Origin of the sequence: Yinghuangia sp. ASG 101, from assembly GCF_021165735.1 — a bacterium.
Taxonomy (GTDB): domain Bacteria; phylum Actinomycetota; class Actinomycetes; order Streptomycetales; family Streptomycetaceae; genus Yinghuangia.
The window spans coordinates 2,826,201-2,849,202 of record NZ_CP088911.1; the positions used below are offsets into that span (position 1 = coordinate 2,826,201).

Here is a 23,002-nt window from a genome sequence, read left to right on the forward strand (position 1 = left end):
CTCGGGCAGCGCGGGGATCGGCTCGCACGCGTCCGGGGCCGGGGAGATGGCGGGGTCAGTCATAACCCGTCCAGGGTACGGGGTGGCGGCCGGTTCCCCCGCATGGGTTTCCGGGAGAAAGTCGGCCGTTCAGCGGCGCTGCGAGGTCAGCCCGGCCATGCGCGCGCGGGCCACCACCGGGCCGATCGCCTCGGTCAGCCGGTCGACCTCGGCCGCGGTGGAGGTGTGGCCGAGGCTGAAGCGCAGCGAGCCGCGCGCGCGGGCGGCGTCCGCGCCCATCGCCAGGAGCACGTGGCTGGGCTGGGCGACGCCGGCCGAGCACGCCGATCCGGTCGAGCACTCGATGCCCCGGGCGTCCAGCAGGAGCAGCAGGGAGTCGCCCTCGCAGCCGGGGAACGAGAAGTGCGCGTTGGCCGGCAGGCGGTGGGCCGGGTCGAGCCGCGCGTCGCCGTTGAGTTCGGCGTCCGGGATGCGTTCGAGCACCTGGCGGACCAGGGTGTCGCGCAGTTCGCCGACGCGCGCGGCGTAGTCGGGTTGTTCGCGTACGGCGACCTCCGCGGCGGCGGCGAACGCGGCGATCGCGGGGGTGTCGAGGGTGCCGGAGCGGACGTCGCGCTCCTGCCCGCCGCCGTGCAGCAGCGGTACTGGCGTCATGTTGCGGCCCAGCAGCAGCGCGCCGCAGCCGAGGGGGCCGCCGAGCTTGTGCCCGGAGACCGTCATGGCGTCGAGGCCCGACGCGGCGAAGTCGACCGGGACCTGGCCCACCGCCTGGACCGCGTCGGCGTGCATCGGGATGCCGAACTCGTGGGCGACCGCGACGAGTTCGGCGATCGGCTGGACGGTGCCGACCTCGTTGTTCGCCCACATGACGCTGACCAGCGCGACGGTCCCGGGGTCACGGGCGATCGCCGTGCGCAGGACGTCGGGGTGGACGCGGCCGTCGGTGTCGACCTCCAGCCACTCCACGGCGGCGCCCTCGTGGTCGGCGAGCCACGCGATCGCGTCCATGACGGCGTGGTGCTCGACCGGCGACGCGAGGACGCGGCGACGCGCCGGGTCGGCCGCGACGCGCGACCAGTACAGGCCCTTGACGGCGAGGTTGTCCGCCTCGGTGCCGCCCGCGGTGAAGACGACCTCGCTGGGCCGTGCGCCCACCGCCTCCGCGATGACCTCGCGCGATTCCTCGACGACGCGGCGGGCACGGCGTCCGGAAGCGTGCAGGGACGACGGGTTGCCGAGCACGGTGAGTTGTCCGGTCATGGCCCGGACGGCCTCGGGGCGCATCGGAGTGGTCGCCGCATGATCGAAGTAGGCCATTGCGCTCCGTAGTCTAATCCCGCGGGCGCGTCAGGAGTCGGGCAGCCCGGAACGACGCCTTCCGATCCGGCCGAACCCGTCGTGGCCGGCGGCGCGGAGGCACGGCCGGCGGGCGCGGGCCGGTCCCGTGCGGGTGCATCTCCGGAATATCACCGCGCGCCGCCTTCGTCCCCCCGTAGCCTCACGCTCATGGACGCCCGACTTCGAGCCCTCTGTGATCTGTCCGTCGCGCACGCCCGGGGAGGGGCCGGACGGCACGAGTACGACGGGAGGGTCCAGGACCTCTCCCCCGACGGAGTCCGCGCGGGGCTCGCGGCGCTCGGCGGCGGCACGGCTCCGACGGGAGCGCCGCTCGACGACCCGCACGACGAGGCGCACCTCGCCGCGTTCGAGGACCACGCGCGCGTGGTCCTCGGCGAACTCGAACTGCACCGCCGCGACCCCCGCATGCACATCAACAACCTCGAACTCTCGGTCTACGACAAGGAATACGCGCCCGCCGGGGAACGCGCCGAGGCCCGCGCCCGGCATCTCGCGAGCTGGCCCGACGCGGTCGACATGGCGGTCGCCGCGCTCGACCGCGTCCCCGCGCCCGTCGCGCGGGCGCTGCTCCCGTCGGCCCGGGGCCATGCCGCCGCCGTCCGGCCCGAGGACGGTGAGAGCGGGCGGCGCGGGCTCGCCGCGCTCGCGCGGTTCGTCGCGCACCTGGAGGCCGCCTCCCGCGACGGCGACCCCGACCCGGCGCTCGGCGGGCCCGCGCTGTCGCGCCTGATGGGGTCGAGCGAGGCGATGGAGGTCGACCTCGGCGCGCTCGCGGAACGGGCGGACGCGGAGCGCAACCGGCTGCGCGAGCTGATGGCCCAGGCGTGCCGGGCGTACGACCCGGACCGCGGGCCCGCGGACCTGCTCCCCGAGCTCCTGGCGGACCACGCGGACGCCGACGGCGTCGTGGCCGAGGCGCGGGCGTCGACCGCCGAGGTGGTCGGGTTCTGCCGGGAGAGGCGGCTGGCGCCGTACCTGGACGGCGTGTGCGAGGTGGGCCCGGCCCCCGCGTCGATGCGCTGGGCGGTCGCGATGATGTCGTGGAACGCGCCGGGTGAAGTCGACGCGCCCTCCTGGTACTTCGTGACCCCGCCCGAGCCTGACTGGCCGGCCGACGAGGCCGAGGAATGGCTCACGCTCTTCAGCCGCACCACGCTGCCGGCGATCACCGCGCACGAGGTGGCGCCCGGGCACTTCGCGCACGCGCGTGCGCTCCGGCGCGTGTCGTCGGACGTGCGCCGGGTGCTGTACTCGTCGGCGTTCGCCGAAGGGTGGGCGCACTACGCCGAGGAACTGCTCGTCGAGGAGGGCTTCCGCGCGGACGACCCGCGGTACACGATCGGCATGTGCCTGGAGGCGCTGGTCCGGGTGACCCGGCTCGCGTCCGCCATCGGGCTGCACACCGGCACGATGGACGTCGCGGAGTCGACCCGGCGCTTCATGGCCGACGCCCACCTCGCGCGCGCCGGAGCGGTCGGTGAGGCCCGCCGGGGCACGTTCGACGCCACCTACGGCTGCTACACGTGGGGCAAGCTGGCGATCTACGACCTGCGCGAGCGGGCGCGCAAGACATGGAACGAGGACTTCAGCCTGGAGCGCTTCCACCGAGCGCTGCTCGACCTCGGCAGCCCGCCGCTCGGGCTGATCGACGCGGCGATCGAACGCGGGTGACGCCCGGTCGGCCCGCGCCGGGTCACGGACCGGGAGGGCCGTACGGCGGCTGCCCGGCCGGCGCCTGCGGCCACCCCTGCCCACCCGGCCACTGCTGCTGCGGCGGCACGGCCTGAGGCTGCTGCCACAGCGGCGGCACGGGTCCGTCGGGTTGCGCCACGCGCCCGCTCCCGGCGGCCCACCACTGCCAGATCGTGTAGGCCTTCATCGGGAAATGGGCGTCCTGGGCCCCCCAGCCGCTGACCGGCGCGCGGAGCCGCGTGCGCTTGCCGTTCGCCAGCGTGAGCCGCACCGTCTGGGTGCCCAGGAACCTCGACACCTCGACCATGGCGATCTCCGGCCAGGCGAAGTGCCGGGTCGTCAGGCCCTTGGCGGTCAGCCCGTACGGGGTCAGGACGGCACCCCAACGAGCCGACACGAAGAACATCACGAGCATCGCGACACCGGGGAAGAGCGACGTCGGGGTGCTGTCGAACACGATGCTCACGATGCCGAGAGCGGTCAGACCGCAGCCGGCGGCCAGGTACGGCAGGCGCTGGCCGAAGCCCAGCTCCATGCGGATCTCATGCACGCGCGCACCCTTTCAGACCGGACAGATGCTCCGGATACCGCACCGAGGTCACAGAAACGAACGCGTATTCTCGCGCATCCACTTCGCGACCGGGTCATACGGGTCGTCCAACGCGACCGACGACATGGTGATGCCCTGGAGCATCCCGGCCGCGCGCGACATCGCGAACCTCATGCGGTCGAGCGTCGCCGGGTCGGCGTCGGCCAACTGCGTCCCGATCACCAGGCGCGGCGCGCCGATCGCGGGCTCGATGTACGCGCGGTGCGCCGCGCGCACCACCCCCGACGCCGCCAGCTCGGCGCTGAGCGCCGCCCAGAACGCCGAGTCGTCGACGACCGGTTCGCCGACCCGCAGCGGGCCGGGGGGCAGTTTGTCGAGACCGCCGACGATGCGCCGCAGGTCGAGGTACGGGACCCCGACGCCGCCGCCGTCGCGGTGCGGGTTGAGCCAGATCCCCCACTGGTCGGGGTACAGCGTCGCGGCGATCTCGATCACCGCGTGGACCTCCCACCCGCGGTCCCAGCGGCTCTCGCGCAACTGCTCCTCGGACGTGAACGCGGGGGCGTAGCGCGACCCGTGGACCTCCATGTTGCCGTACTGCGCGTCGGGGCTGCCCGGTTCGCCCTGCCAGAGGAGCATCCACACGTGGCCGCCCGCGAGAGCCTGCAGCAGCCGCTCGTACGCCTCGTAATCCTGCGGCGCGACCTGCCGCACGGCCTGCTCGACCTCGTTGGCCGGAAACGCCACGGTCCCCTCCGGTTGCGTACACGACGATGTGCCCATCGTAGAGGCGCGGCGGAGGCACGGCGGAGGAATGCGAAGCGGTCGTCGTCGCCCGGCCAAGGTGCTTCGGCCGGGCGGGAGTTCGGCCGTCACCGGCGGCGGCTCGGGGCTCGGGCTCGCGATCGTCGCCGCGCTCACGCGGGCGCACGGGGCCGGGTGGACGTGGTGCCGACCGCACCGCACGGTGCGACGTGCCGCGTCCGGCTGCCGATCGCGGCCACGCCGGACGGCGCCGGAAACGCACCGGAACGGCCCCGCGCTTGCGCCGAGTTCGGCGGCGAGGCGGCGGCCCTCGGTCAGAAGCCGCGCTCGTAGAACGGCCGGACCGCGTCCAGCATCCAGTCGCCGATGGGGTCTTGGGCCAGGTCGATCAGCACCAGGTTGACCGGCCACGGCGATCCCGCGCGGCCGACCGCGCGTTCCAGCGCGGCGATGGCCTCGCGGCGGTCGTCCTCCTGCCAGCGGTCCAGTTCGACGCCGATGAACAGGCACGGCGCGTCGGTTTCGATGACCCCGAGGGCGCGGCGCGCGGTCAGGACCACCGGCGTGGCGGCGAACTCCTCGGCCGCGGCGGCGAGAAGGACGTACGGCTCCTCGTGCGGGGCGGGCTCGGCCAGCGTGACGCGGGCGCCCGCCGAGCCGGCACCGGGCACGCGCGCCAGCTCCAGCACCCCCTGCGGCGGAATCGGAAGGCCCACGTCGCCCCCGGGGTTCACCGCGATGCCGACGAACGGCGGCAGCCCGCGCGCGAATTCGCGCACCGGCGCGACGGTGAACGCCATCGGGCCGGCAATGCGCCGGAACTGCTCCTCGGAGCTGAACACGGGAACGTAGTGGCCGCCGGCTATCTCCGTGGTGGGCAGCGTGAGTTCGCCGTCCTGCGGGCCGCCGCCGGCGGGCAGCGGCACCCACACCTCGCCCTCCGCGAGCGCGTCGATCAACTCGCCGGTGCGGGACGGGTCGTGGAACGCGGCGACGAGGCAGTGTTCGACGTGGTTCGCCGGGAAGACCACGGCCACCTCCTGATGCGCCGGGGGTGCCGCGACGGAACCCGAGTGCCGTGCCGCGCACGGGAGTTCGCCAGGCGTCCCCGGATGTCGGTCGATGTGCGGGCCGGGCGGCCGGAGCGTGCCGCTTTGACCCGGTCCCAGCCTAGGGCGTGCCCGGGGGGCCTGGCACGCCCCCGTGCGGCGGCCGAGACACCCGGTACGCGACCGGAGGGGGCCGCGGCCGGGCCCCGCGGGCGCGGAGTCCTACGCGGGAACCGGTCCGACGCGGCACGGCGGCGGCCGATAGCATGCGCGCACAACTTCACACCGGCCCTCGACCCCACGCGGGAGAGCCCCCGGCGGCGCGTGCAGCGCACCCCCGGGGCGCCGAAGGAGCAATTCCTCCCCGAAATCTCTCAGGCCCCCGTACCGCGCGGGCGAGGCGACTCTGGAAAGCAGTCCCGTGCCGTCCCGGCGGGGCTCACCCACGGTGCAAGCCGCCGCCGGCGCCCGTCTCGGGCGTACCGGGGGCGCGTGAAGCTCTCAGGTCCACGACAGAGGGGGAGGCGACCCGCCCGCCGGCGCACGCGGCCCAGCCGTGCCGCGCCCACCGAGGGAGCCTCCGTGGACCGCTCGACCCGTCCGTTCCGCCCCGTGTCACGTCCGGCTTCCGGCGTGCCCGCAGCCGCGTCGGACATAGGGTTCGACGACGGACGGATCGCGACAAAAACCACCCCCGAGATCGCCATTCCGCGAGGAGTACAGCCATGACGTCCACCGCAGCGGCCGAGCCGACGCCGCAGCGCCGCACCCCGCTCGACGCGGTCCACGACGCGCTCGGCGCGACCATGACCGACTTCGCGGGCTGGCGGATGCCCCTGCGCTACGGCAGTGAGAGCGCCGAGCACCGGGCGGTGCGCGAGGCGGCGGGGTTGTTCGACCTGACCCACATGGGCGAGATCGCGGTGCGCGGCCCCGAGGCGGCCCGCGCGCTCGACCACGCGCTGGTCGGCTTCGTCTCCCAGGTCGCCGTCGGCCGCGCCCGCTACACGATGATCTGCGACGAGGCCGGGGGCATCCTGGACGACCTGATCGTCTACCGCCTCGCCGACGACGACTTCCTGGTCGTCGCGAACGCCTCCAACGCGGCCCTGGTCTCCTCCGAACTCCTCGCCCGGGCAAGCGGGTTCGATGCCGGGGTGACCGACCTGTCGGAGGACTACGCGCTGCTGGCCGTGCAGGGGCCGCACGCGCTCGCGATCCTCGCGCCGCTCACCGCGCTCGACCTGGACGCCGTCAAGTACTACGCCGCCGACCGCACCACCGCGGCCGGCGTCGACGTCCTGCTGGCCCGCACCGGCTACACCGGCGAGGACGGCTTCGAGCTGTTCTGCGCGCCCGCCGACGCCGCACGCCTGTGGACCGCGCTCACCGAGGCCGGCGCGGCGCACGGCCTGGTCCCGGCCGGGCTCTCCTGCCGCGACACGCTGCGCCTGGAGGCCGGCATGCCGCTGTACGGACATGAACTGACGACCGGGGTCACCCCGTACGAAGCGAACCTGGGCCGGGTCGTACGCCTGGACAAACCCGCGGACTTCGTCGGACGCGACGCCCTTGCCGCCCGCGAGCGGCAAGGCCCCCGCGCGACTCTGGTCGGCCTGCGGTCGCCCGGCCGCCGGGTGCCGCGGGCCGGGTACGCCGTCCTCGACCCGGCGACCGGCGACCGGCTCGGCACGATCACCTCGGGCGCGCCCTCCCCGACCCTCGGCGCCCCGATCGCGATGGCGTACGTGCCCGTCGGCCGCGCCGAGCCCGGCACGCGCCTCGCCGTCGACATCCGGGGCACCGCCGAACCGGTCGACGTTGTCGCCCTGCCGTTTTACCGGCGTGCCTGACCGCCGGGCACACACCGGCAAAAGCTCCGAATGCCCCACCAAAACCCCTGAGGATCAGGGACCCCGCACAACAGAGGAGAATGGACTCGTGAGCGCACCCCGGAACCTGCTCTTCAGCAAGGACCACGAGTGGCTGACGACGGACACCAGCCCTGCCGTCGTCGGCATCTCGAAGCATGCCGCCGACGCCTTGGGCGACGTGGTCTTCGTCCAGCTCCCCGAGGTCGGCGCGCGCGTCACCGCGGGTGAGCCGTGTGGCGAGCTGGAGTCGACCAAGTCGGTCAGCGACCTCTTCGCCCCCGCGAACGGCGAGGTCGTCGAGGTCAACGCCGCGGTCGCGGCCGACCCGAGCCTGGTCAACTCCGACCCGTACGGCGACGGCTGGCTGATCAAGGTGCACCTCGACACCCCGGCCGCCGAGACCGACGGCCTGATGTCCGAAGCCGAGTACGACGCCTTCACCGGCGCGTGAGCCTTCCCCGAGCGAGGAGCTGACCAACCGTGACGATCCTGGACCGTCCGCTGGCCGAGGTGGACCCTGAGGTCGCCGCCGCCGTCGCCGACGAGCTGCACCGCCAGCAGTCGACCCTGGAGATGATCGCCTCCGAGAACTTCGCGCCCGTCGCGGTCCTCGAAGCCCAGGGCTCGGTGCTGACCAACAAATACGCCGAGGGGTACCCGGGACGCCGCTACTACGGCGGCTGCGAGTACGTCGACGTGGTCGAGAACCTGGCCATCGAGCGCCTGAAGTCCCTGTTCGGCGCGGAGGCCGCGAACGTCCAGCCGCACTCGGGCGCGCAGGCCAACGCCGCGGTGTACTTCGGGCTGCTGCAGACCGGCGACACCGTGCTCGGCCTCGACCTGGCCAACGGCGGACACCTCACGCACGGGATGAAGCTCAACTTCTCCGGCAAGCAGTACAACGTCGTGTCCTACAAGGTCGACGCGGCCGGGCTGGTCGACATGAACGAGGTCGAGCGGCTGGCCAAGGAGCACCGGCCGAAGATGATCGTCGCGGGCTGGTCGGCGTACCCGCGGCAGCTCGACTTCGCGGCGTTCCGGCGGATCGCCGACGAGGTCGGGGCGTACCTCTGGGTCGACATGGCGCACTTCGCGGGCCTCGTCGCCGCGGGCCTGCACCCCAGCCCGGTCCCGCACGCGCACATCGTCACCACGACGACCCACAAGACCCTCGGCGGCCCGCGCGGCGGCGCGATCCTCGCCACCGAGGAACTGATCAAGAAGATCAACTCGGCGGTGTTCCCGGGCCTCCAGGGCGGCCCGCTCGAACACGTGATCGCCGCGAAGGCGGTGGCCTTCAAGGTCGCCGCGGGCGACGAGTTCAAGGACCGCCAGAAGCGCACCCTCGCGGGCGCGAAGCTCCTCGCCGAGCGCCTGCTGCGCGCGGACGCCGCCGAGGCGGGCATCAAGGTGCTCTCCGGCGGCACCGACGTGCACCTCGTGCTGGTCGACCTCGTCGACAACCACCTCAACGGCCGCGAGGCCGAGGACCGCCTCCACGAGGTCGGCATCACCGTCAACCGCAACGCGGTCCCCAACGACCCGCTGCCCCCCCTGAAGACCTCCGGCCTCCGCATCGGTACCCCGGCCCTGGCCACCCGAGGCTTCACCGACGAGGACTTCACCGAGGTCGCCGACGTCATCGTCGAAGCCCTGAAACCCGACTACGACGACACCAAGCGCGACGCCCTCCGGGCACGGACGGCGGCACTGGCCGCGAAGCACCCGCTGTACGGCAATCTGTGACGACCGCCTGAGGCAACGACCGTAGGGGCCCGACCCGCGCACGAAGCGTGGGACGGGCCGCTACGTCGTGAGGTGTGCCTCCGCTTCGGGCCGGAACCTCGCCACCCGCGCCCCGCACGGCTCGTCGAGCGCGCCCGAAACACCCGGACGAGTGACGCCCCCCACGTGACCCGCGGGGCCATCGCTCGTTGGACGCGACATGCAAAGTATCTGTACTAAACAGACGGCAGATTTGTACAATCCAGGCATGAACTCCGAGCCGGTGAACCACCCCGTCGAGATCCCCGTCAGCGAAGCGCGCCCCCGCCTCGCCGAGCTGGTCGACGACGCCGCGCACGGCCGGGTCGTGTACCTGACGCGGCACGGCCGCCGCGTCGCCGCGATCGTGCCGGCGGACCTGCCGGAGAAAGCCGGTGACGTGCAAGTGCGCGCGCTCGCCCGGCAGTTCGCGGAGCGCCACCCCGACCTTCTCGACCGGTTGAGGGACGCATGACCGGCTCCGCCTATCTGCTCACCGCCGCCGACGTCATCGCCGTCGCGGAGGAGATCACCGGCAATCCGGGGGTCCGGGACATCGGCCTCATCGAGTCCGCCGTGGCGCGGCCCGGCGCGTCCGCCTTCGGCGTGGACGCCTACCCGGACCTGTGGCTCAAGGCCGCCGCACTGCTGCACTCGATCGTCGCGAACCACCCGTTCATCGACGGCAACAAGCGCACCGGCCTCGTCGCGGGCGTCGTCTTCCTCGCCCGCAACGGCGTCGATGTCGGCACTCTCGACGAGGATGCCGCGTTCGATCTGGTGATCGACATCGCGAAGGGTGTGCTGACGGAGGTCGACGAAATCGGTGCCGCGATGCGCGCGATGCTCGGGGTCGACGCTCGAACGTGACCACTGACCACCGTCTTCGCCGACCAAGGCGGCCATAAGCCCCGCGTTGTCACGGTGCCGGCGTCGGCCTCGGCACGTGAACGGTCGCTCGATGAGCCGGCTCACCCTCGTCGCCAACGTCCACGATCACACGCCGTGCGCTCGACGCGGTGCTCGCTCGCCCGTCCGGCGACCGCGCCGGGCACGCGGACGCCGGGACGTCGATCCGCGCGCCCCGAGACACGCCGCCGCGGACGGAGCCACGTCGGCCGGGACCACCGCATCCGCCGGTCTCGAGTCCGGCTCAGGGGACGGCCGTCCCGTCCTGACCGCCGCTGACCGAGACCGCCAGTGGTCCGTCGGTGGGTGGTCAGTGGTGGCGGTGAGGCTGCTTCGTATGGAAGCGAAGCGGATTTCCCATGGTCGCAAGTGGACGGTCGTGGCGATCGGGGGTCTGGCCAACGCGGTTCTCGGAATCGATCTGACCGCGCTGCATCTGGCGATTCCCGGGCTGACGGCGGACATCGGGCCGTCGGCGGGGCAGATCCTGTGGATCGCCGACTCGTACGGGTTCGCGCTGGCCGGGTTTCTCGTCACGATGGGCGTGCTCGGGGACCGGATCGGGCGGAAGAAGCTGTTCGTGATCGGGACGGTCGCGTTCGCGGCGACGTCGTTGTTGACCGCGTACGCCTGGAACGCGGAGTCCCTGATCGCGGCCAGGACGCTGCTCGGGGTGGCCGGTGCGACGATCATGCCGTCGACGCTGTCGATCTCGCGGAACGTGTTCACGGACCCGAAGGAGCGCACCGCCGCCGTCGGGATCGGGACGGGCGCCGCCGCGCTCGGGGTCGGGCTGGGCCCGGTGATCGGCGGCGCGCTGCTCGACCACTTCTGGTGGGGCTCGGTGTTCCTGGTCAACGTGCCGCTGATGGCGCTGGCGTGCGTCGCGGCGATGGTCGTCTTCCCGGAGTCGCGCGACCCGAGGCCCGGAGCCTTCGACGTGGTCAGCGTGCCGCTGTCGATCGCCGGTGTGCTGGGGTTCGTGTACGCGATCAAGGAGGCCGCGGCGGGCGGGGTCACGCAGGGCCGGGTGGCGGTGGGCCTGGTCGTGGGCGTGCTCGGCGCGGCCCTGTTCATCCGGCGGCAGCGGCGGCTCGCGGATCCGCTGATCGATGTCGCGCTGTTCCGCCGCAAGGCGTTCACGGGTGCGGTGCTGGCGAATCTCTTCTCGATGTTCGCGCTGGTCGCGCAGTCGCTGTTGTTCGCGCAGTACTTCCAACTGGTGCTCGGCTGGTCGCCGTTGAAGGCGGGCCTGGCGGGTCTGCCCGGCGGCGTGTGCGCGATGATCGGCGGCGGGCTGGCCGCTCCGCTCATCACCGCTCTCGGCCGGGCCCGCGTGGTCGGGCTGGGGATGACGGTGGCGGCGACCGGGTTCTGCCTGTACACGCTGTCGGGGGCGTCCTCGAACTACCCGCTGCTGGTGGTCGGCATGGTGCCGTGCGCGCTCGGGATGGGCATGGCGATGACGGTGACCAGCGACACGATCCTCGCCGCGGTACCGAAGGACCGCGCGGGCGGTGCCTCGGCGATCTCGGAGACGGCGACGGAACTGGGCGGCGCGCTGGGGATGGCCGTCCTGGGCAGCATCCTCAACGCGGTCTACCGGGGTTCGGTGTCGGTGCCCGCCGACGTTCCGCGGGGGTCGCGCGGCGCGGTCGAGGACTCGGTGGGTGCGGCCCTGCACGCGGCGGCGTCGATGCCGGCGGACGTCGCGGGGCGTGTGGTCGACGCCGCGCGGGACGCGTTCGTGCACGGCATGCACATCGCGCTGCTGACCAGCGGTGCGCTGACGCTGCTGGCCGGAGTCACCGGGACGGTGCTGCTGCGTGGCGTGCCGAAGGTGCTCGACGACGAGGACTCGGCCGCGTCCCGCGACGCGGCGGGCGACCGGGAAGTGCCGCCGGCCGCCCGGACGGTGGGCTGACCTCGGCCGGTCGTGCGGCGGGCCGGTGCCGTGTACCACGCTCGGGGGCGTCGTACGCGGCACCGGCCCGCGGGCTCTTTCAGCGGCCGACGAACTTCGCCTTGCCCGGGCCGCTCTCCATGAAGCTCTTCATGCCGATCGCGCGGTCCTCGGTGGCGAACAGGCCCGTGAAGTGCAGGCGTTCGATCTCCAGGCCGGAGTCGAGGTCGGTCTCCAGGCCGCGGTCGATGGCCTCCTTCGCGGCCCGCAGCGCGTACGCCGGTCCGTTGGCGAACCGCGCGGCCCACGTCACCGCGGCGTCGTACACCTCCGCCTTGGGGGCGAGGCGGTCGACGAGGCCGATGGCGAGGGCTTCCTCGGCGTCGACGAAACGGCCCGTGAAGATGAGGTCCTTGGCCTTCGCCGGGCCGATGAGGCGCGGCAGGCGCTGCGAGCCGCCCGCGCCGGGGATCACGCCGAGCAGGATCTCGGGCTGGCCGAGCTTGGCGTCGTCGGCGCACACGCGGAAGTCGGCGCACAGCGCGAGTTCGCAGCCGCCGCCGAGGGCGTAGCCGGTGATCGCGGCGATGACCGGCTTGGGAATGCGCGCGATCGCGGTGAACGCGGACTGCAGCGCGACGCCGCGGTCGACCATGTCGGTGTACGACATGTCCGCCATTTCCTTGATGTCGGCACCGGCGGCGAAGACCTTCTCGCCGCCGTAGATCACCAGGGCACGGACGTCGGCGCGTTCGGTGGCCAGCGCGGCGACCGCGCGCAGTTCTTCCTGGAGTTGCGTGTCGAGCGCGTTCATCGGCGGCCTGGCCAGCCGGATCGTCCCGACACCGTCGGCCACCTCAAGGTTCACGAACTCGCCCACGTACGGCTCCTTCTCGTCACGGCTCGTCACGACTCGGCTCTGAGTCACCCGATGCCGACAATACGACCCGGCACGGCGAAGGGCGGGAGCGGGCCGTACGAACGACCCACTCCCGCCCTCACGAACTCCCGACGCCGTGCCGCCTCGGGGCGACTGCCTCCGGTCAGCCCTGGACGGCGCTGCCCTGGACCCAGGCCTCCCAGGTGAGGTTCCAGTCGCCGTAGCCGTTGTCGGGGGAGACGACGCGCTCCTTGGCGTTCACGACGTCCACGATGTCGCCCGGCATCGCGGCGTTGTCGTAGAACCACTTCGCGTTGTCGGGCGCCATGCTGACGCAGCCGTGGCTGGTGTTCTGCTTGCCGAAGGTCGACGCCGGGTCGGCCCAGTAGTTGCCGTGGACGAAGGTGCCGGAGGTCGTGGTGCGGACCGCCCACGGGACGTCGTCGATGTCGTACTCGTCACCCAGGCCGACCGTCTGCGAGTTCATCCGGGTCTTCTCGTACTTCTCCATCACGACCATCTTGCCGCCCCACGTCGCGTAGTTCGGCACCTCGCCGGACGTGATCGGGATCTCCTTGACCACCTGGTCGTTCTTGTAGACCTTCATGGTCTTGGTGTCGACGTCGACGACGCTGACCGTCTTGGTGTCGCTCACCTTGAACGTGAAGCTCTTGAACTGCTCGAACTTGGCACCGTTGCCCGCGTCTATGCCGCGCAGGTTGAGGTCGACCTTCACCTGCGTGCTGACCGGCCAGTACTCCTTCGGCCGGTAGTCGACGCGCTGCGAGCCGAACCAGTGCCACGAACCCTGCACCGAGGGAGTCGCGGTGACGGTCAGTGCCTTCTCGACGGCGGCCTTGTCCTTGACCGGCGCGTTGAACTTGATCGAGACGGGTTGCCCGACGCCGACCGTCTGGCCGTTGTCCGGGTAGAAGCTCGCGGTGATCTTGTTGTCGTTCGACACCGTCGTGAACGATGCCACCGCCGTGGTCGGCTGGTTCGCCGTGTTCACCGCGACGGCGGTGACGGTGTACTTCGAGCCGAACGTGAAAGGGACGTCCGGCTTCCAGGTCTTGCCGTCGTCCTGGAGCTTGCCGTCGACCTCTTCGTCGCGGGAGTTGGTCAGCTTGACGCTCTGGAGTTTGTCGCCCTCGCCGATCTCGACGACGACGGGGGTGACGACGTCGACACCGACGGCGGCGTCGGCCGGAGTGACGGTGACCTGTGCCGGGTTCACCGACGCGGACGGACTGGACCCGCTGTTGCCGCCGGTCGCACCCGCCGTCGTGCCGCCGGAGCCGCCCGCGGCGTTCTCCGCCTTGTCCCCGCCACCGGAGCTGCACGCCGTGACCAGGAAGAGAGCGACGAGAAGCGGGGCGACGAGTTGCCGCCGCCTTGCTCGGCCTGGGCGCGGCTTCGGTGGTGGGGTCATGGAGGAGTTCCCTTCACGTGCGATGCGTCGGGGCGAGCCGAGCCTCATGAAAAAGGGCGCGGCACCGGCCATACACCCTTTAGACGTACCGAACACACCTTCGGTTGCCGGTATTCGGCGCTGTAACCGAATCGGGACGCACGCCCCGGAACCTCGTCTCAGCGCCGGGAATCCGCCGCCACCAGCGCCCGGATCATCGCGGAATCAGCCGTCTCACCGGACCGCGGCGGTTCACCGCGGACGACGACCACGTCGCGGCCGTCGCCCGGCGGCACCTCGGCGCCGTGCGGCAGCACGGTCACGATGCGCCGCAGTCCGGTGTCCTCGGCGGCTTCGAGCAACCACGCCCACGTGTCGAGCGGACCACCGCCGTCGCCGGGCCCGGCGTCCAAGTGCACGACCGTATGGGCGCCTTCGAGAACGGCCCCGAAACGCAGCGGATCGGAGAGGTCGCTCACGGCGACCCGCACACCCCCCGCCCGCAACGGCGCGGCACCGCCCCGGTCGCGCACCACGGCCCGCAGATCCGGGACGCCGCGTTCGGCCAACGCGAGCACGAGGGCACGACCGAGCGGCAGATGCGCCCCGGTGACGACGACGGGCATGAGGAGAGGCTAGCGGCCCGACGGGCCCCCGGAATCCGAGGGAGCGTCAGCAAACCCGCCTGTCACCGCGATTCGCCCCCGCGTCTTCGGCGGCCCCCGGCACCGGCAGCGGGTCCGCCCGTGCCCGTGCCCGGTGTGCGCGCCCAGCCATCGGCTCGTCGGGGTCCCGCGTGCTCGGGACGGGCCGCCCGCACGTCGCCGAGGTTCGGCCGAGGTTCGCCGGCGGGCCGGGCACGCCGGGGTCGGCGGCGGATCGCCGCACTTCCGAAGGCGTTTCCGTGCGTCGTGTCCGCGACGCGCGGCGTGACGCGGTTGTCTTTGCCGTGTGTCCCGAACGGGAACACCGTGCGTAGCGGCAACGGCGGGAGGGCGAAGCCATGGCGTACCAGGGGGAGTCCACGACACACGGGCCCGACCGGAACGGGTCGCGACCCGACGCTCCGGCACCCGACAGCCCTCTGGGCAGCCTCCGGACGCCTCCGAACGGCCGGGTCGACCCGCCGTGGCCCGGCCGCCGGCTCCCGCTCGGCGCGCGATACGAGGGCAACGGCACCAACTTCGCCCTGTGGGCGGGCGGTGCCGAGGCCGTCGACCTGTGCCTGTTCGAGGACGGACCGAACGGAACGCTCCGCGAGACCCGACTGCCGCTCACCGACCAGACGTTCCACGTGTGGCACGGCTTCGTCCCCGGCGTGGGCCCCGGGCAGCGGTACGGCTTCCGCGTGCACGGCCCGTGGGAACCGTGGCGCGGCGCGCGCTGGAATCCCGCGAAGCTGCTGCTGGACCCGTACGCGCGGGCGATCGACGGAACCTATGTGCCGGGCGACGCCGTCCGAGGGCACGCCCCGGGGCAGGACGACACGGCCGACCCCCGGGATTCCTCCCCTTTTGTTCCCAAATCCGTGGTCGTGTACGACGACTTCGACTGGTCCGAGGACCGCCGCCCGAAGATCCCGTGGGCCGAGACCGTCATCTACGAGCTGCACGTCAAGGGGTTCACCGCACGCCACCCCGGCGTTCCCGAGCACCTGCGCGGCACGTACGCGGGCCTGGCGCACCCCGCCGCGATCGACCACCTCGTCCGCCTCGGCATCACGGCCGTCGAACTGCTGCCCGTGCACCACTTCGTCTCCGAGGAACACCTGCTGCGCCGCCGGTCCGCCAACTACTGGGGCTACAACTCGATCGGCTACTTCGCGCCGCACTCCGGCTACGCCTCGTCCGGCGGTCGCGGCGGCCAGGTCCACGAGTTCCGGGACATGGTCCGCGCGCTCCACGACGCCGGGATCGAGGTGATCCTCGACGTCGTCTACAACCACACCGGCGAGAGCGGACCGAGCGGCCCGACCCTGTGCTTTCGCGGGATCGACAACGCCGGCTACTACCGGCTGCGCGACGGCGGTCGCGACTACACCGACTACACCGGGTGCGGCAACACGCTCAATGTCGTGCAACCGCACGTCCTGCAGCTGATCACCGATTCGCTGCGCTACTGGGTGACCGAGATGGGCGTCGACGGCTTCCGCTTCGACCTCGCCGCCGCCCTCGCCCGGTCGATGCACGACGTCGACAAGCTCTCGTCGTTCCTGACCGTCATCGGCCAGGACCCGGTGCTCTCCCGCGTGAAGCTGATCGCGGAGCCCTGGGACGTCGGCGAGGGCGGCTACCAGGTCGGCGCCTTCCCGCCGCTGTGGACGGAGTGGAACGACCGCTACCGCGACACCGTCCGCGACTTCTGGCGCGGTGCCCGCACCGACGTACGCGATCTCGCGTACCGGCTGTCCGGGTCCTCCGACCTCTACCAGCAGGACGGACGGCACCCCTACGCCTCGATCAACTACGTCACCGCGCACGACGGGTTCACGCTGCGCGACCTGGTGTCGTACAACGGCAAGCACAACGAGGCGAACGGCGAGGACAACCGCGACGGAACGCACGACAACCGCTCCTGGAACTGCGGCCACGAAGGCGAGACGTCCGACCCGGACGTCACCCTCCTCCGCCGCCGCCAACTCCGCAACATGCTCACCACGCTCCTGCTGTCGACCGGCGTTCCGATGCTCGTCGCCGGCGACGAGATGGGCCGCACGCAACAGGGCAACAACAACGCGTACTGCCAGGACAACGAGGTCAGCTGGCTGGACTGGTCGGCGCTGCGCGACCCGCAGTGGCGCCCCCTGCTCGACCTCACGTCGCGCCTGATCCACCTGCGCCGCGCCCACCCGGTCCTGTGCCGCCGCGCCTTCTTCTCCGGACGCCCGTCGTTCCCCGACGGCCTCCGGGACCTGGCCTGGTTCACCCCGACCGGTCGGGAGATGACCGAACGCGACTGGTTCGCACCGACCGCGACCCTGGGGATGTACCTCTCCGGCCTCGACATCCGCCAACGCGGCCCCCGGGGCGAACGCATCGTCGACGACAGCTTCCTCGTCATCCTCCACGCCGGCCCCGACGCGATCCGCTTCACCCTCCCCGACGAACCCTGGGCGCACTCCTACGAAATCGTCCTCGACACCGCCCTGGACACCGCGTCCTTCTCCCGGTTCGCGGAGCAGCCCACGGCCGGCACCGCGCTCCCGGTCGCGGGACGCTCCGCCGTCCTCCTCCGCGTCGAACACGCCGTCTGGGCGCCGACCTGACCCGAGGGCGGACGGGACCGGTTGTTCGTGTGGCGGTCCACCGTCGTATACGTGCTTGTCGGGGGCGTGGGGCAGGGTCGGGAGAAGGGATGTCACTCTGGTAGGGCCTGTGGCCCCGAGCGAATGGAGTCTGACGCCGATGACTGCGCCCACGCCGATCCTGACCAGCGCCCCGAACTTCCGGGACGCCGGTGGGCACGCGACCGCCGACGGCCGCAAGGTGCGTTCGGGGCTGGTGTTCCGGTCGGATGGGCTCGCGGCCTTGGACACGGCGGATACGGACACGTTCCGGCAGCTGCGCATCGGTGTGGTCTTCGACCTGCGCTCGGAGCACGAGCGCGACCGGGAGCCGGACCTCCTGCCGGCCGGCGTGGAGCATGTTGTCGCGGATGTCATGGGGCACTCCAACAACGACCTGTTCGGTGACATTTTCGCCGACCCGAAGCGGGCCGGTGAGCTGATGGGCGGCGATGCGGGGATCGAACTGATGAGCGAGGTCTACCGGCGCTTCGTCACGACCGACCTCGCGCACGCGGCGTACCGCACGGTGTTCACGCGGCTCGCCGAGACCGAGGATCCGGCCGTCTTCCACTGCTCGCAGGGCAAGGACCGGACGGGCTGGACCTCGGCCGTGCTGCTGACGCTGCTGGGGGTGCCGCGCGAGGTGATCCTGGAGGACTACCTCGACAGCGCGAACCACCTGCGGGCCAAGAACGAACAGTTCCTCGAGGCCAACGCCCAGCGCGGTTTCGACCCCGCCCACCTGCGCCCGATCTTCGCCGTCCGCCCCGAATACCTCGACACGGCGTTCGGCACGGCGGAGGAGCGGTACGGCTCGGTCGAGGCGTACGTCCGGGAGGGCATGGGTGTCTCGCCCGTCGCGATCGAGGCGCTTCGCGTACGGCTTCTGGAGTCCTGAGCCGGAGCGGGCCACAGCCCCGGGCAGGGGCCCTGAGCCCACGTCAGATCGGGTGCACGGCCAGCGCCAGGTGTTCCCGGGGGCGGGCGCGGGCCTCGCGGAGGGCGTCGCGGAGCCGCCGGACGACCTCGGCGCCCGCGTCGCGAATCTGGCGCGGCAGCACCGATACGACGGTGAGCCCGGCCGCGCGCATCAGCCGGGCGCGCTCCTCGGTGCGCGCCCGGTCCGCGCCGAACCCGTGGTGGCTGACGGAGTCGACCTCCACCGCGACGGCCTCGTCCGCCCACAGGCCGTCCGGCGAGCACAGGAACGCGCCGTCGAGCCGGTACACCCTCGGGTTCCACAGCGGCTCGGGCAACTCCGAGGCCCGGACCAGCACCCGGAGGTCGGCCTCCGGCAACGACCGCACCCCGGCGGCCACTTCGTCGACGATCGCGCGCATCCGGCGGCGCAGGCGGCGTGGCCCGCCCTCGCACTCCGCACGCAACTCGGCGACGTCGCACAGCCGTTGCTGGACGACCGCGAGAGCCGTGGCCCTGGCCTGCCGCCGCCCGAGATGCCCCGCCCCGGCGAGGAGCCGTCGGCAGGCGTCGACCGCGGCCCGCGCGTGCGGTGCCCTCGGCGGCGCCCGCAGCGGCAACGGCTCGGGCAGGCGCGCGGTGCGCTCGAAGACCACGGCGGGCGGCGGCTTGGCGGTGCAGCGGCGCGGCACCAGCACGTGGATGTCGGCACCGTGGCGGACGCCGGTGGCGTCCGCGAGTTCGAGGGCGGTCAGCCCCGTCGCCAGCGCTCCCCCGCCGGCGTGCAGGAGCGCGGCGACGACGGACTGCCGACGGGTGGGCCGCGACGACGCGAGCACGACGACGTTCGGCGCGACGCGCAGCCATGTGCCCTGGCGGACGTACCGACGCCGCTTGTCGTCCGAGACGCCGCCGCGCCGTAACTGACGGATCGTCGCGACCCCGCTCTGGCGTCGGACGACCTCGTCGAGCCAGGCCGGTCCGCGCACGGGAACGGGCAGCCCCAACGGGAGCGGGATCAGGAACGGGTCGTGCGAGTCATGGGTGTCCATGCCCGCAACGGTAGGCACGGCCGCCCGGCGCCCACGACCAAAATCCGTCCGACCAGGGCCAATTCGTTCGAATGAGCGTAGACCATGTTCGAACGAACAATCGTTCGAGAACAACCGTCCCGCCGCGGCGGCGATAAGGTTTGCCTCAGGATCGCCCTCAGGAGGGCGCCGCCCGGCACCGCCGCCACTGCCGGGAACCGCGCCGCGTCGGCGGGCATCCCCGTACAAGGGACGCCGGGCACGCGGCCGAGGGCTGCGGAGGCCCCGTCTCCGCCGAGGGCGGAAGACCGCGCGGGTGTGGTGCCGAGGACGACCCCGGGGCCCTGATCCGGGTCGGCTTCCTGCGGTACCGTCCGTCTTCAGGGCTGTGAGGGGGCCGACTCGTGATCCAAGCGCTGCGTTCGGGCGATCCGGACGAAGTCGGCGGCTACCGGGTGATCGCCCGTCTCGGCGCGGGCGGCATGGGTCAGGTGTTCCTCGGACGCTCGGCCAGCGGGCGCCTCGTCGCCGTCAAAGTGGTGCGCGCCGAGCTCTCGGACGACCCCGACTTCCGCACCCGTTTCCGGCGCGAGGTCGACGCGTCCCGCCGCGTCAGCGCGTTCCACACGGCCGCCGTCGTCGCCGCCGACGCGAACGCGACGCCCGCGTGGATGGTCACCGAGTACATCCCCGGCCCCTCCGTCGAGGAGGCCGTCCGCCGCCACGGGCCGTTCCCCGTGGCCGCGTTGCGCGTGCTGGGAGCCGGTCTGGCGGAGGCCCTGGAGGCCATTCACGCCTGCGGGCTGATCCACCGGGACCTCAAGCCGTCCAACATCCTCCTCGCCGAGGACGGCCCGCGCGTCATCGACTTCGGCATCGTGCGCGCCACGGAAGGGGCCACCGTCACCCAGACCGGCTACATGGTCGGGTCGGTCGGCTTCCTGTCCCCCGAGCAGCTGAACTCCGAGCGGGTCTCCCCCGCCGCGGACGTCTTCGCGCTCGGCGCGGTGCTGTGTTCGGCGGCCGGCCTCTCGCCCTTCGGCGGCGGATCGGCGCAGGCGATGCTCTACCGCGTCGTGCACACGCAGGCCAACCTCCAGGGCCTGCCGGACGAACTGCGCGACATCGTCGCCGCGTGTCTCGCGAAGGACCCCGGGGCCCGCCCCCGCCCGGCGGAGCTGCTGGACCTGCTGTCGACTCCGGGCCCCAGCATGCACTGGCTGCCGGAAGGCGTCGTGTCGTCGATCGCGGAGCGCCGCGAACACGCGCACCAGGTCGCGCTGCTGGCGTTGACCGACGTCACGGCGGACGACGTACGGCTCTCCCCGTTCGCACCGGGGGCGCACGCACCGCCGTCGGAGCCGTCCCTCCCCGACTCCGAGGCTTCCGCGAAGCCGGCGTGGATGGCCGCGATCACCGGGATCACCGACGCCACCGCGTTCACCGGCACCGGGGCGCCGCACGCCGGGGCGCCGGACACCACGGGGTTCACCGGCGTCACGGCCGGCGGCCCGGTCGACGCGACGGACGCCGACCACACCGGAGCCCCGACGGACGACGCGACCGAGAACGACGCCTCCGCCGTCCCGACGCCCGACTCCGCCCCCGGTGCCCGCGGCGGATCCCCGGCGCACAGCGGATCGGGGCCATCGCCCGGTCTCTTCCCTCCGCACCCGGTCGACTCCGGCGCCGTGTCGCCGTACGCCGCGCCCCAGCCGCCGTACCCGGGAAGCGGCCCGGGCCGCTTCCCGCCTCCCGGCGGTTCCGGGGGCGCGTACCCGACCCCCTATCCCTTCGCCCCGCCCCCGCCCGCGAGCCCGAGCATGTCCTCGGGCACCCCGCTCGTCCCGTGGTCGACTCCCTACGGCGCCCCCCTGATGCCGCTCCAGCCGGCCACCCCGCCGCACGGCGCGCGGCTCGACCGGCTCCCCGGCGGCCGGCGCGTGTGGCTCCCCGCGATCATCGTGACCGTGCTCGCGGTGCTCGCCGGGGCCGGGATCGCGGTGGCGCGGATGATGGCCGACGACGGCGGCCGGGCGCACCAGACCAGCGGTCCCCCGCCGACGAGTGCCGCGCCGCGCAAGGGCGGCACGCTCACGGTGTCGATCAACTCCGACTCGGCGACACTCGACCCGTTCTCGACGTTCTACACCGCATACGGCGACGGCCAGCGCATGGCCGCGCTCTACGACCCGCTGGTCGTTTTCGTCCAGTCGACGGGCAAAGTCGAACCCCACCTGGCGAAGTCGCTCACGTCGACGCCGGACGGCTACACGTGGTCGCTGGAACTGCGCCCGAACGTCCGGTTCTCCGACGGCACGCCGTTCGACGCCGAGGCGGTCAAGTTCAACTGGCAGCGGCACGGCGACCCGTCGGTGAAGTCGGCCCACGCCAACGCCGTCCGAGGGCTCACGATGCGGGTGGTGAGCCCCACGCGGCTCGACATCACGCTGCCGTACCCGGACAAGACGTTCGACCACCTGATCGCCGACGAACTGACGTACATCGGATCGCCGACCGCGATCCGCGCGAACCCCCAGGGCTTCGCGAAACAGCCGATCGGCGCGGGCCCGTTCAAACTGGAGAGCTGGACCAAGGGCGAGAAGCAGGTGTTCGTCCGCAACCCCGACTACTGGCAGGGCCCCGACCTGCCGCTGCTGGACTCGCTGGTGTTCCGGGTCGAGACGCAGCAGCCGGTCGCGCCGGTCATCGACGGCAGCGCCGACGTCAACTTCCAGAGCGCGCTGCGCGACCTCCAGCAGGCCCGCTCCGCCGGCCTCGAACTGACCCCGAGCGTCAACACGGGCGGTGTGCTGCTGGGCTTCAACTCCGCCGAGCCGCCGTTCGACGACGCCCGGGCACGCCGCGCGGTCGCCCTGGCCCTGGACCCCAAGGCCCTGGCCGAGGAGGCCGGCGTGACGACGACACCCACGCGCACGGTCGTCCCCTCGACGTCGCCGCTGCGGACGGACGCCCTGCCGCAGCAGCCGGCCCCCGACACCGCGAAGGCGCAGAAGCTGTTCGACGAGCTGGCGGCCGAAGGCACCCCGGTGTCGTTCAAGGTGTCGGCGCTCGAAGGCGAGCGGCGGATCATGGAGGGCATCAGGACCCAGCTGTCGAAGTTCGGCAACGTGACCATGGACTTCGACCTGCTCAGCTCCTCGGATTTCAACACGCGGTTCGCGCACCGCGACTTCGAGGCGATCTGGGGATACGAGGCGGGCGCCGACCTGGACACCTGGCTCTTCGCCCTCACCCGCAGCGGCTACGACGCGAACTACCTCGGCTACCGCAACACGGCGGTCGACCGGGCCTGGGACAACGTGCGCTCCGCGGCGACCGACCAGCAGAAGACGGCGGCGTACACGGCCATCCTGCGCGAGCTCGCGGACGATCCGCCGTGGTGGCTCTTCGCCGAGATCTCGGTGTACGCCGTGCACCGCAAGGGGACTGTGTCGGGTCTCGACGGGGCATACGCCGACGGCATATTGCGCTGGGAACGGGTGGGCAAGACCTGACGGCACGTCAACCGATCGGCGCCGCCGGGTACCCGTACGTTCCACGCGCCGGCTGGTTAGACTCGCGGTCATTGCGCGACGGGGAGGGATCAC

At 72.5% G+C, this 23,002-nt stretch carries 18 protein-coding genes and 1 riboswitch; of the genes, 10 read left to right on the top strand and 8 right to left on the bottom strand.

Going from position 1 to position 23,002, the window contains the following annotated elements; genetic code table 11:
* Window positions 1-129: 129 nt before the first annotated feature.
* On the bottom strand, window positions 130-1,317 hold the full coding sequence (locus LO772_RS11710; protein ID WP_231778340.1) for a cysteine desulfurase family protein: 1,188 nt from the start codon (window positions 1,315-1,317) through the stop codon (window positions 130-132).
* Window positions 1,318-1,506: 189 nt separating this feature from the next.
* Between LO772_RS11710 and LO772_RS11715 the strand changes: the two genes are divergently transcribed.
* Window positions 1,507-3,030 carry a DUF885 family protein gene (locus LO772_RS11715; protein ID WP_231778341.1) on the top strand — a complete coding sequence of 508 codons (1,524 nt, stop codon included), beginning with the start codon at window positions 1,507-1,509 and terminating at the stop codon, window positions 3,028-3,030.
* A 22-nt stretch (window positions 3,031-3,052) separates the two neighbouring features.
* On the opposite strand, the gene LO772_RS11720 is transcribed toward LO772_RS11715, so the two are convergent.
* From LO772_RS11720 to LO772_RS11730, 3 genes are all read right to left on the bottom strand, one after another.
* Complete coding sequence (locus LO772_RS11720; protein ID WP_231778342.1) at window positions 3,053-3,601, bottom strand: hypothetical protein; 549 nt, start codon at window positions 3,599-3,601, stop codon at window positions 3,053-3,055.
* A gap of 48 nt (window positions 3,602-3,649) precedes the next feature.
* Window positions 3,650-4,348: an enhanced serine sensitivity protein SseB C-terminal domain-containing protein gene (locus LO772_RS11725; protein ID WP_231778343.1), complete on the bottom strand. Its 699-nt coding sequence runs from the start codon at window positions 4,346-4,348 to the stop codon at window positions 3,650-3,652.
* 332 nt (window positions 4,349-4,680) lie between these two features.
* Complete coding sequence (locus LO772_RS11730) at window positions 4,681-5,397, bottom strand: enhanced serine sensitivity protein SseB C-terminal domain-containing protein (protein ID WP_231778344.1); 717 nt, start codon at window positions 5,395-5,397, stop codon at window positions 4,681-4,683.
* A 311-nt stretch (window positions 5,398-5,708) separates the two neighbouring features.
* Window positions 5,709-5,815: riboswitch (glycine riboswitch) on the top strand.
* 325 nt (window positions 5,816-6,140) lie between these two features.
* Between LO772_RS11730 and gcvT the strand changes: the two genes are divergently transcribed.
* From gcvT to LO772_RS11760, 6 genes are all read left to right on the top strand, one after another.
* Window positions 6,141-7,268, top strand: a complete 1,128-nt coding sequence (gene gcvT, locus LO772_RS11735) for a glycine cleavage system aminomethyltransferase GcvT (protein WP_231778345.1) — start codon at window positions 6,141-6,143, stop codon at window positions 7,266-7,268.
* Window positions 7,269-7,356: 88 nt separating this feature from the next.
* Window positions 7,357-7,740: a glycine cleavage system protein GcvH gene (gene gcvH / locus LO772_RS11740; RefSeq protein ID WP_231778346.1), complete on the top strand. Its 384-nt coding sequence runs from the start codon at window positions 7,357-7,359 to the stop codon at window positions 7,738-7,740.
* A gap of 29 nt (window positions 7,741-7,769) precedes the next feature.
* Window positions 7,770-9,035 (top strand): serine hydroxymethyltransferase, encoded by a 1,266-nt coding sequence (gene glyA / locus LO772_RS11745; protein ID WP_269453191.1) that lies wholly within the window; start codon window positions 7,770-7,772, stop codon window positions 9,033-9,035.
* A gap of 247 nt (window positions 9,036-9,282) precedes the next feature.
* Window positions 9,283-9,528 (top strand): type II toxin-antitoxin system Phd/YefM family antitoxin, encoded by a 246-nt coding sequence (locus LO772_RS11750; RefSeq protein WP_231778347.1) that lies wholly within the window; start codon window positions 9,283-9,285, stop codon window positions 9,526-9,528.
* Window positions 9,525-9,923 (top strand): type II toxin-antitoxin system death-on-curing family toxin, encoded by a 399-nt coding sequence (locus tag LO772_RS11755; protein WP_231778348.1) that lies wholly within the window; start codon window positions 9,525-9,527, stop codon window positions 9,921-9,923. Before LO772_RS11750 ends, LO772_RS11755 begins: the two co-directional genes overlap by 4 nt.
* A 376-nt stretch (window positions 9,924-10,299) precedes the next feature.
* Complete coding sequence (locus LO772_RS11760; RefSeq protein ID WP_231778349.1) at window positions 10,300-11,886, top strand: MFS transporter; 1,587 nt, start codon at window positions 10,300-10,302, stop codon at window positions 11,884-11,886.
* Window positions 11,887-11,965: 79 nt separating this feature from the next.
* On the opposite strand, the gene LO772_RS11765 is transcribed toward LO772_RS11760, so the two are convergent.
* From LO772_RS11765 to LO772_RS11775, 3 genes are all read right to left on the bottom strand, one after another.
* Complete coding sequence (locus LO772_RS11765; RefSeq protein ID WP_269453232.1) at window positions 11,966-12,733, bottom strand: enoyl-CoA hydratase/isomerase family protein; 768 nt, start codon at window positions 12,731-12,733, stop codon at window positions 11,966-11,968.
* Between the two features lie 175 nt (window positions 12,734-12,908).
* Entirely contained in the window at window positions 12,909-14,177 is a 1,269-nt protein-coding gene (locus LO772_RS11770; RefSeq protein ID WP_231778350.1) for a L,D-transpeptidase, read from the bottom strand.
* 158 nt (window positions 14,178-14,335) lie between these two features.
* Window positions 14,336-14,782 carry an NAD(P)H-binding protein gene (locus tag LO772_RS11775; protein ID WP_231778351.1) on the bottom strand — a complete coding sequence of 149 codons (447 nt, stop codon included), beginning with the start codon at window positions 14,780-14,782 and terminating at the stop codon, window positions 14,336-14,338.
* Window positions 14,783-15,159: 377 nt separating this feature from the next.
* Here LO772_RS11775 and glgX point away from each other — a divergent pair, with 377 nt between their 5' ends.
* Both glgX and LO772_RS11785 read left to right on the top strand, forming a co-directional pair.
* Window positions 15,160-17,421, top strand: coding sequence for a glycogen debranching protein GlgX (glgX, locus tag LO772_RS11780; protein WP_231778352.1), 2,262 nt, complete (start codon window positions 15,160-15,162; stop codon window positions 17,419-17,421).
* Between the two features lie 139 nt (window positions 17,422-17,560).
* On the top strand, window positions 17,561-18,340 hold the full coding sequence (locus LO772_RS11785; protein WP_231778353.1) for a tyrosine-protein phosphatase: 780 nt from the start codon (window positions 17,561-17,563) through the stop codon (window positions 18,338-18,340).
* 43 nt (window positions 18,341-18,383) lie between these two features.
* On the opposite strand, the gene LO772_RS11790 is transcribed toward LO772_RS11785, so the two are convergent.
* Window positions 18,384-19,412 (bottom strand): hypothetical protein, encoded by a 1,029-nt coding sequence (locus tag LO772_RS11790; protein ID WP_231778354.1) that lies wholly within the window; start codon window positions 19,410-19,412, stop codon window positions 18,384-18,386.
* 383 nt (window positions 19,413-19,795) lie between these two features.
* On the opposite strand from LO772_RS11790, the gene LO772_RS11795 reads away from it, so the two are divergent.
* Window positions 19,796-22,909 carry an ABC transporter substrate-binding protein gene (locus tag LO772_RS11795; protein ID WP_231778355.1) on the top strand — a complete coding sequence of 1,038 codons (3,114 nt, stop codon included), beginning with the start codon at window positions 19,796-19,798 and terminating at the stop codon, window positions 22,907-22,909.
* The last annotated feature ends 93 nt before the right edge of the window (window positions 22,910-23,002 follow it).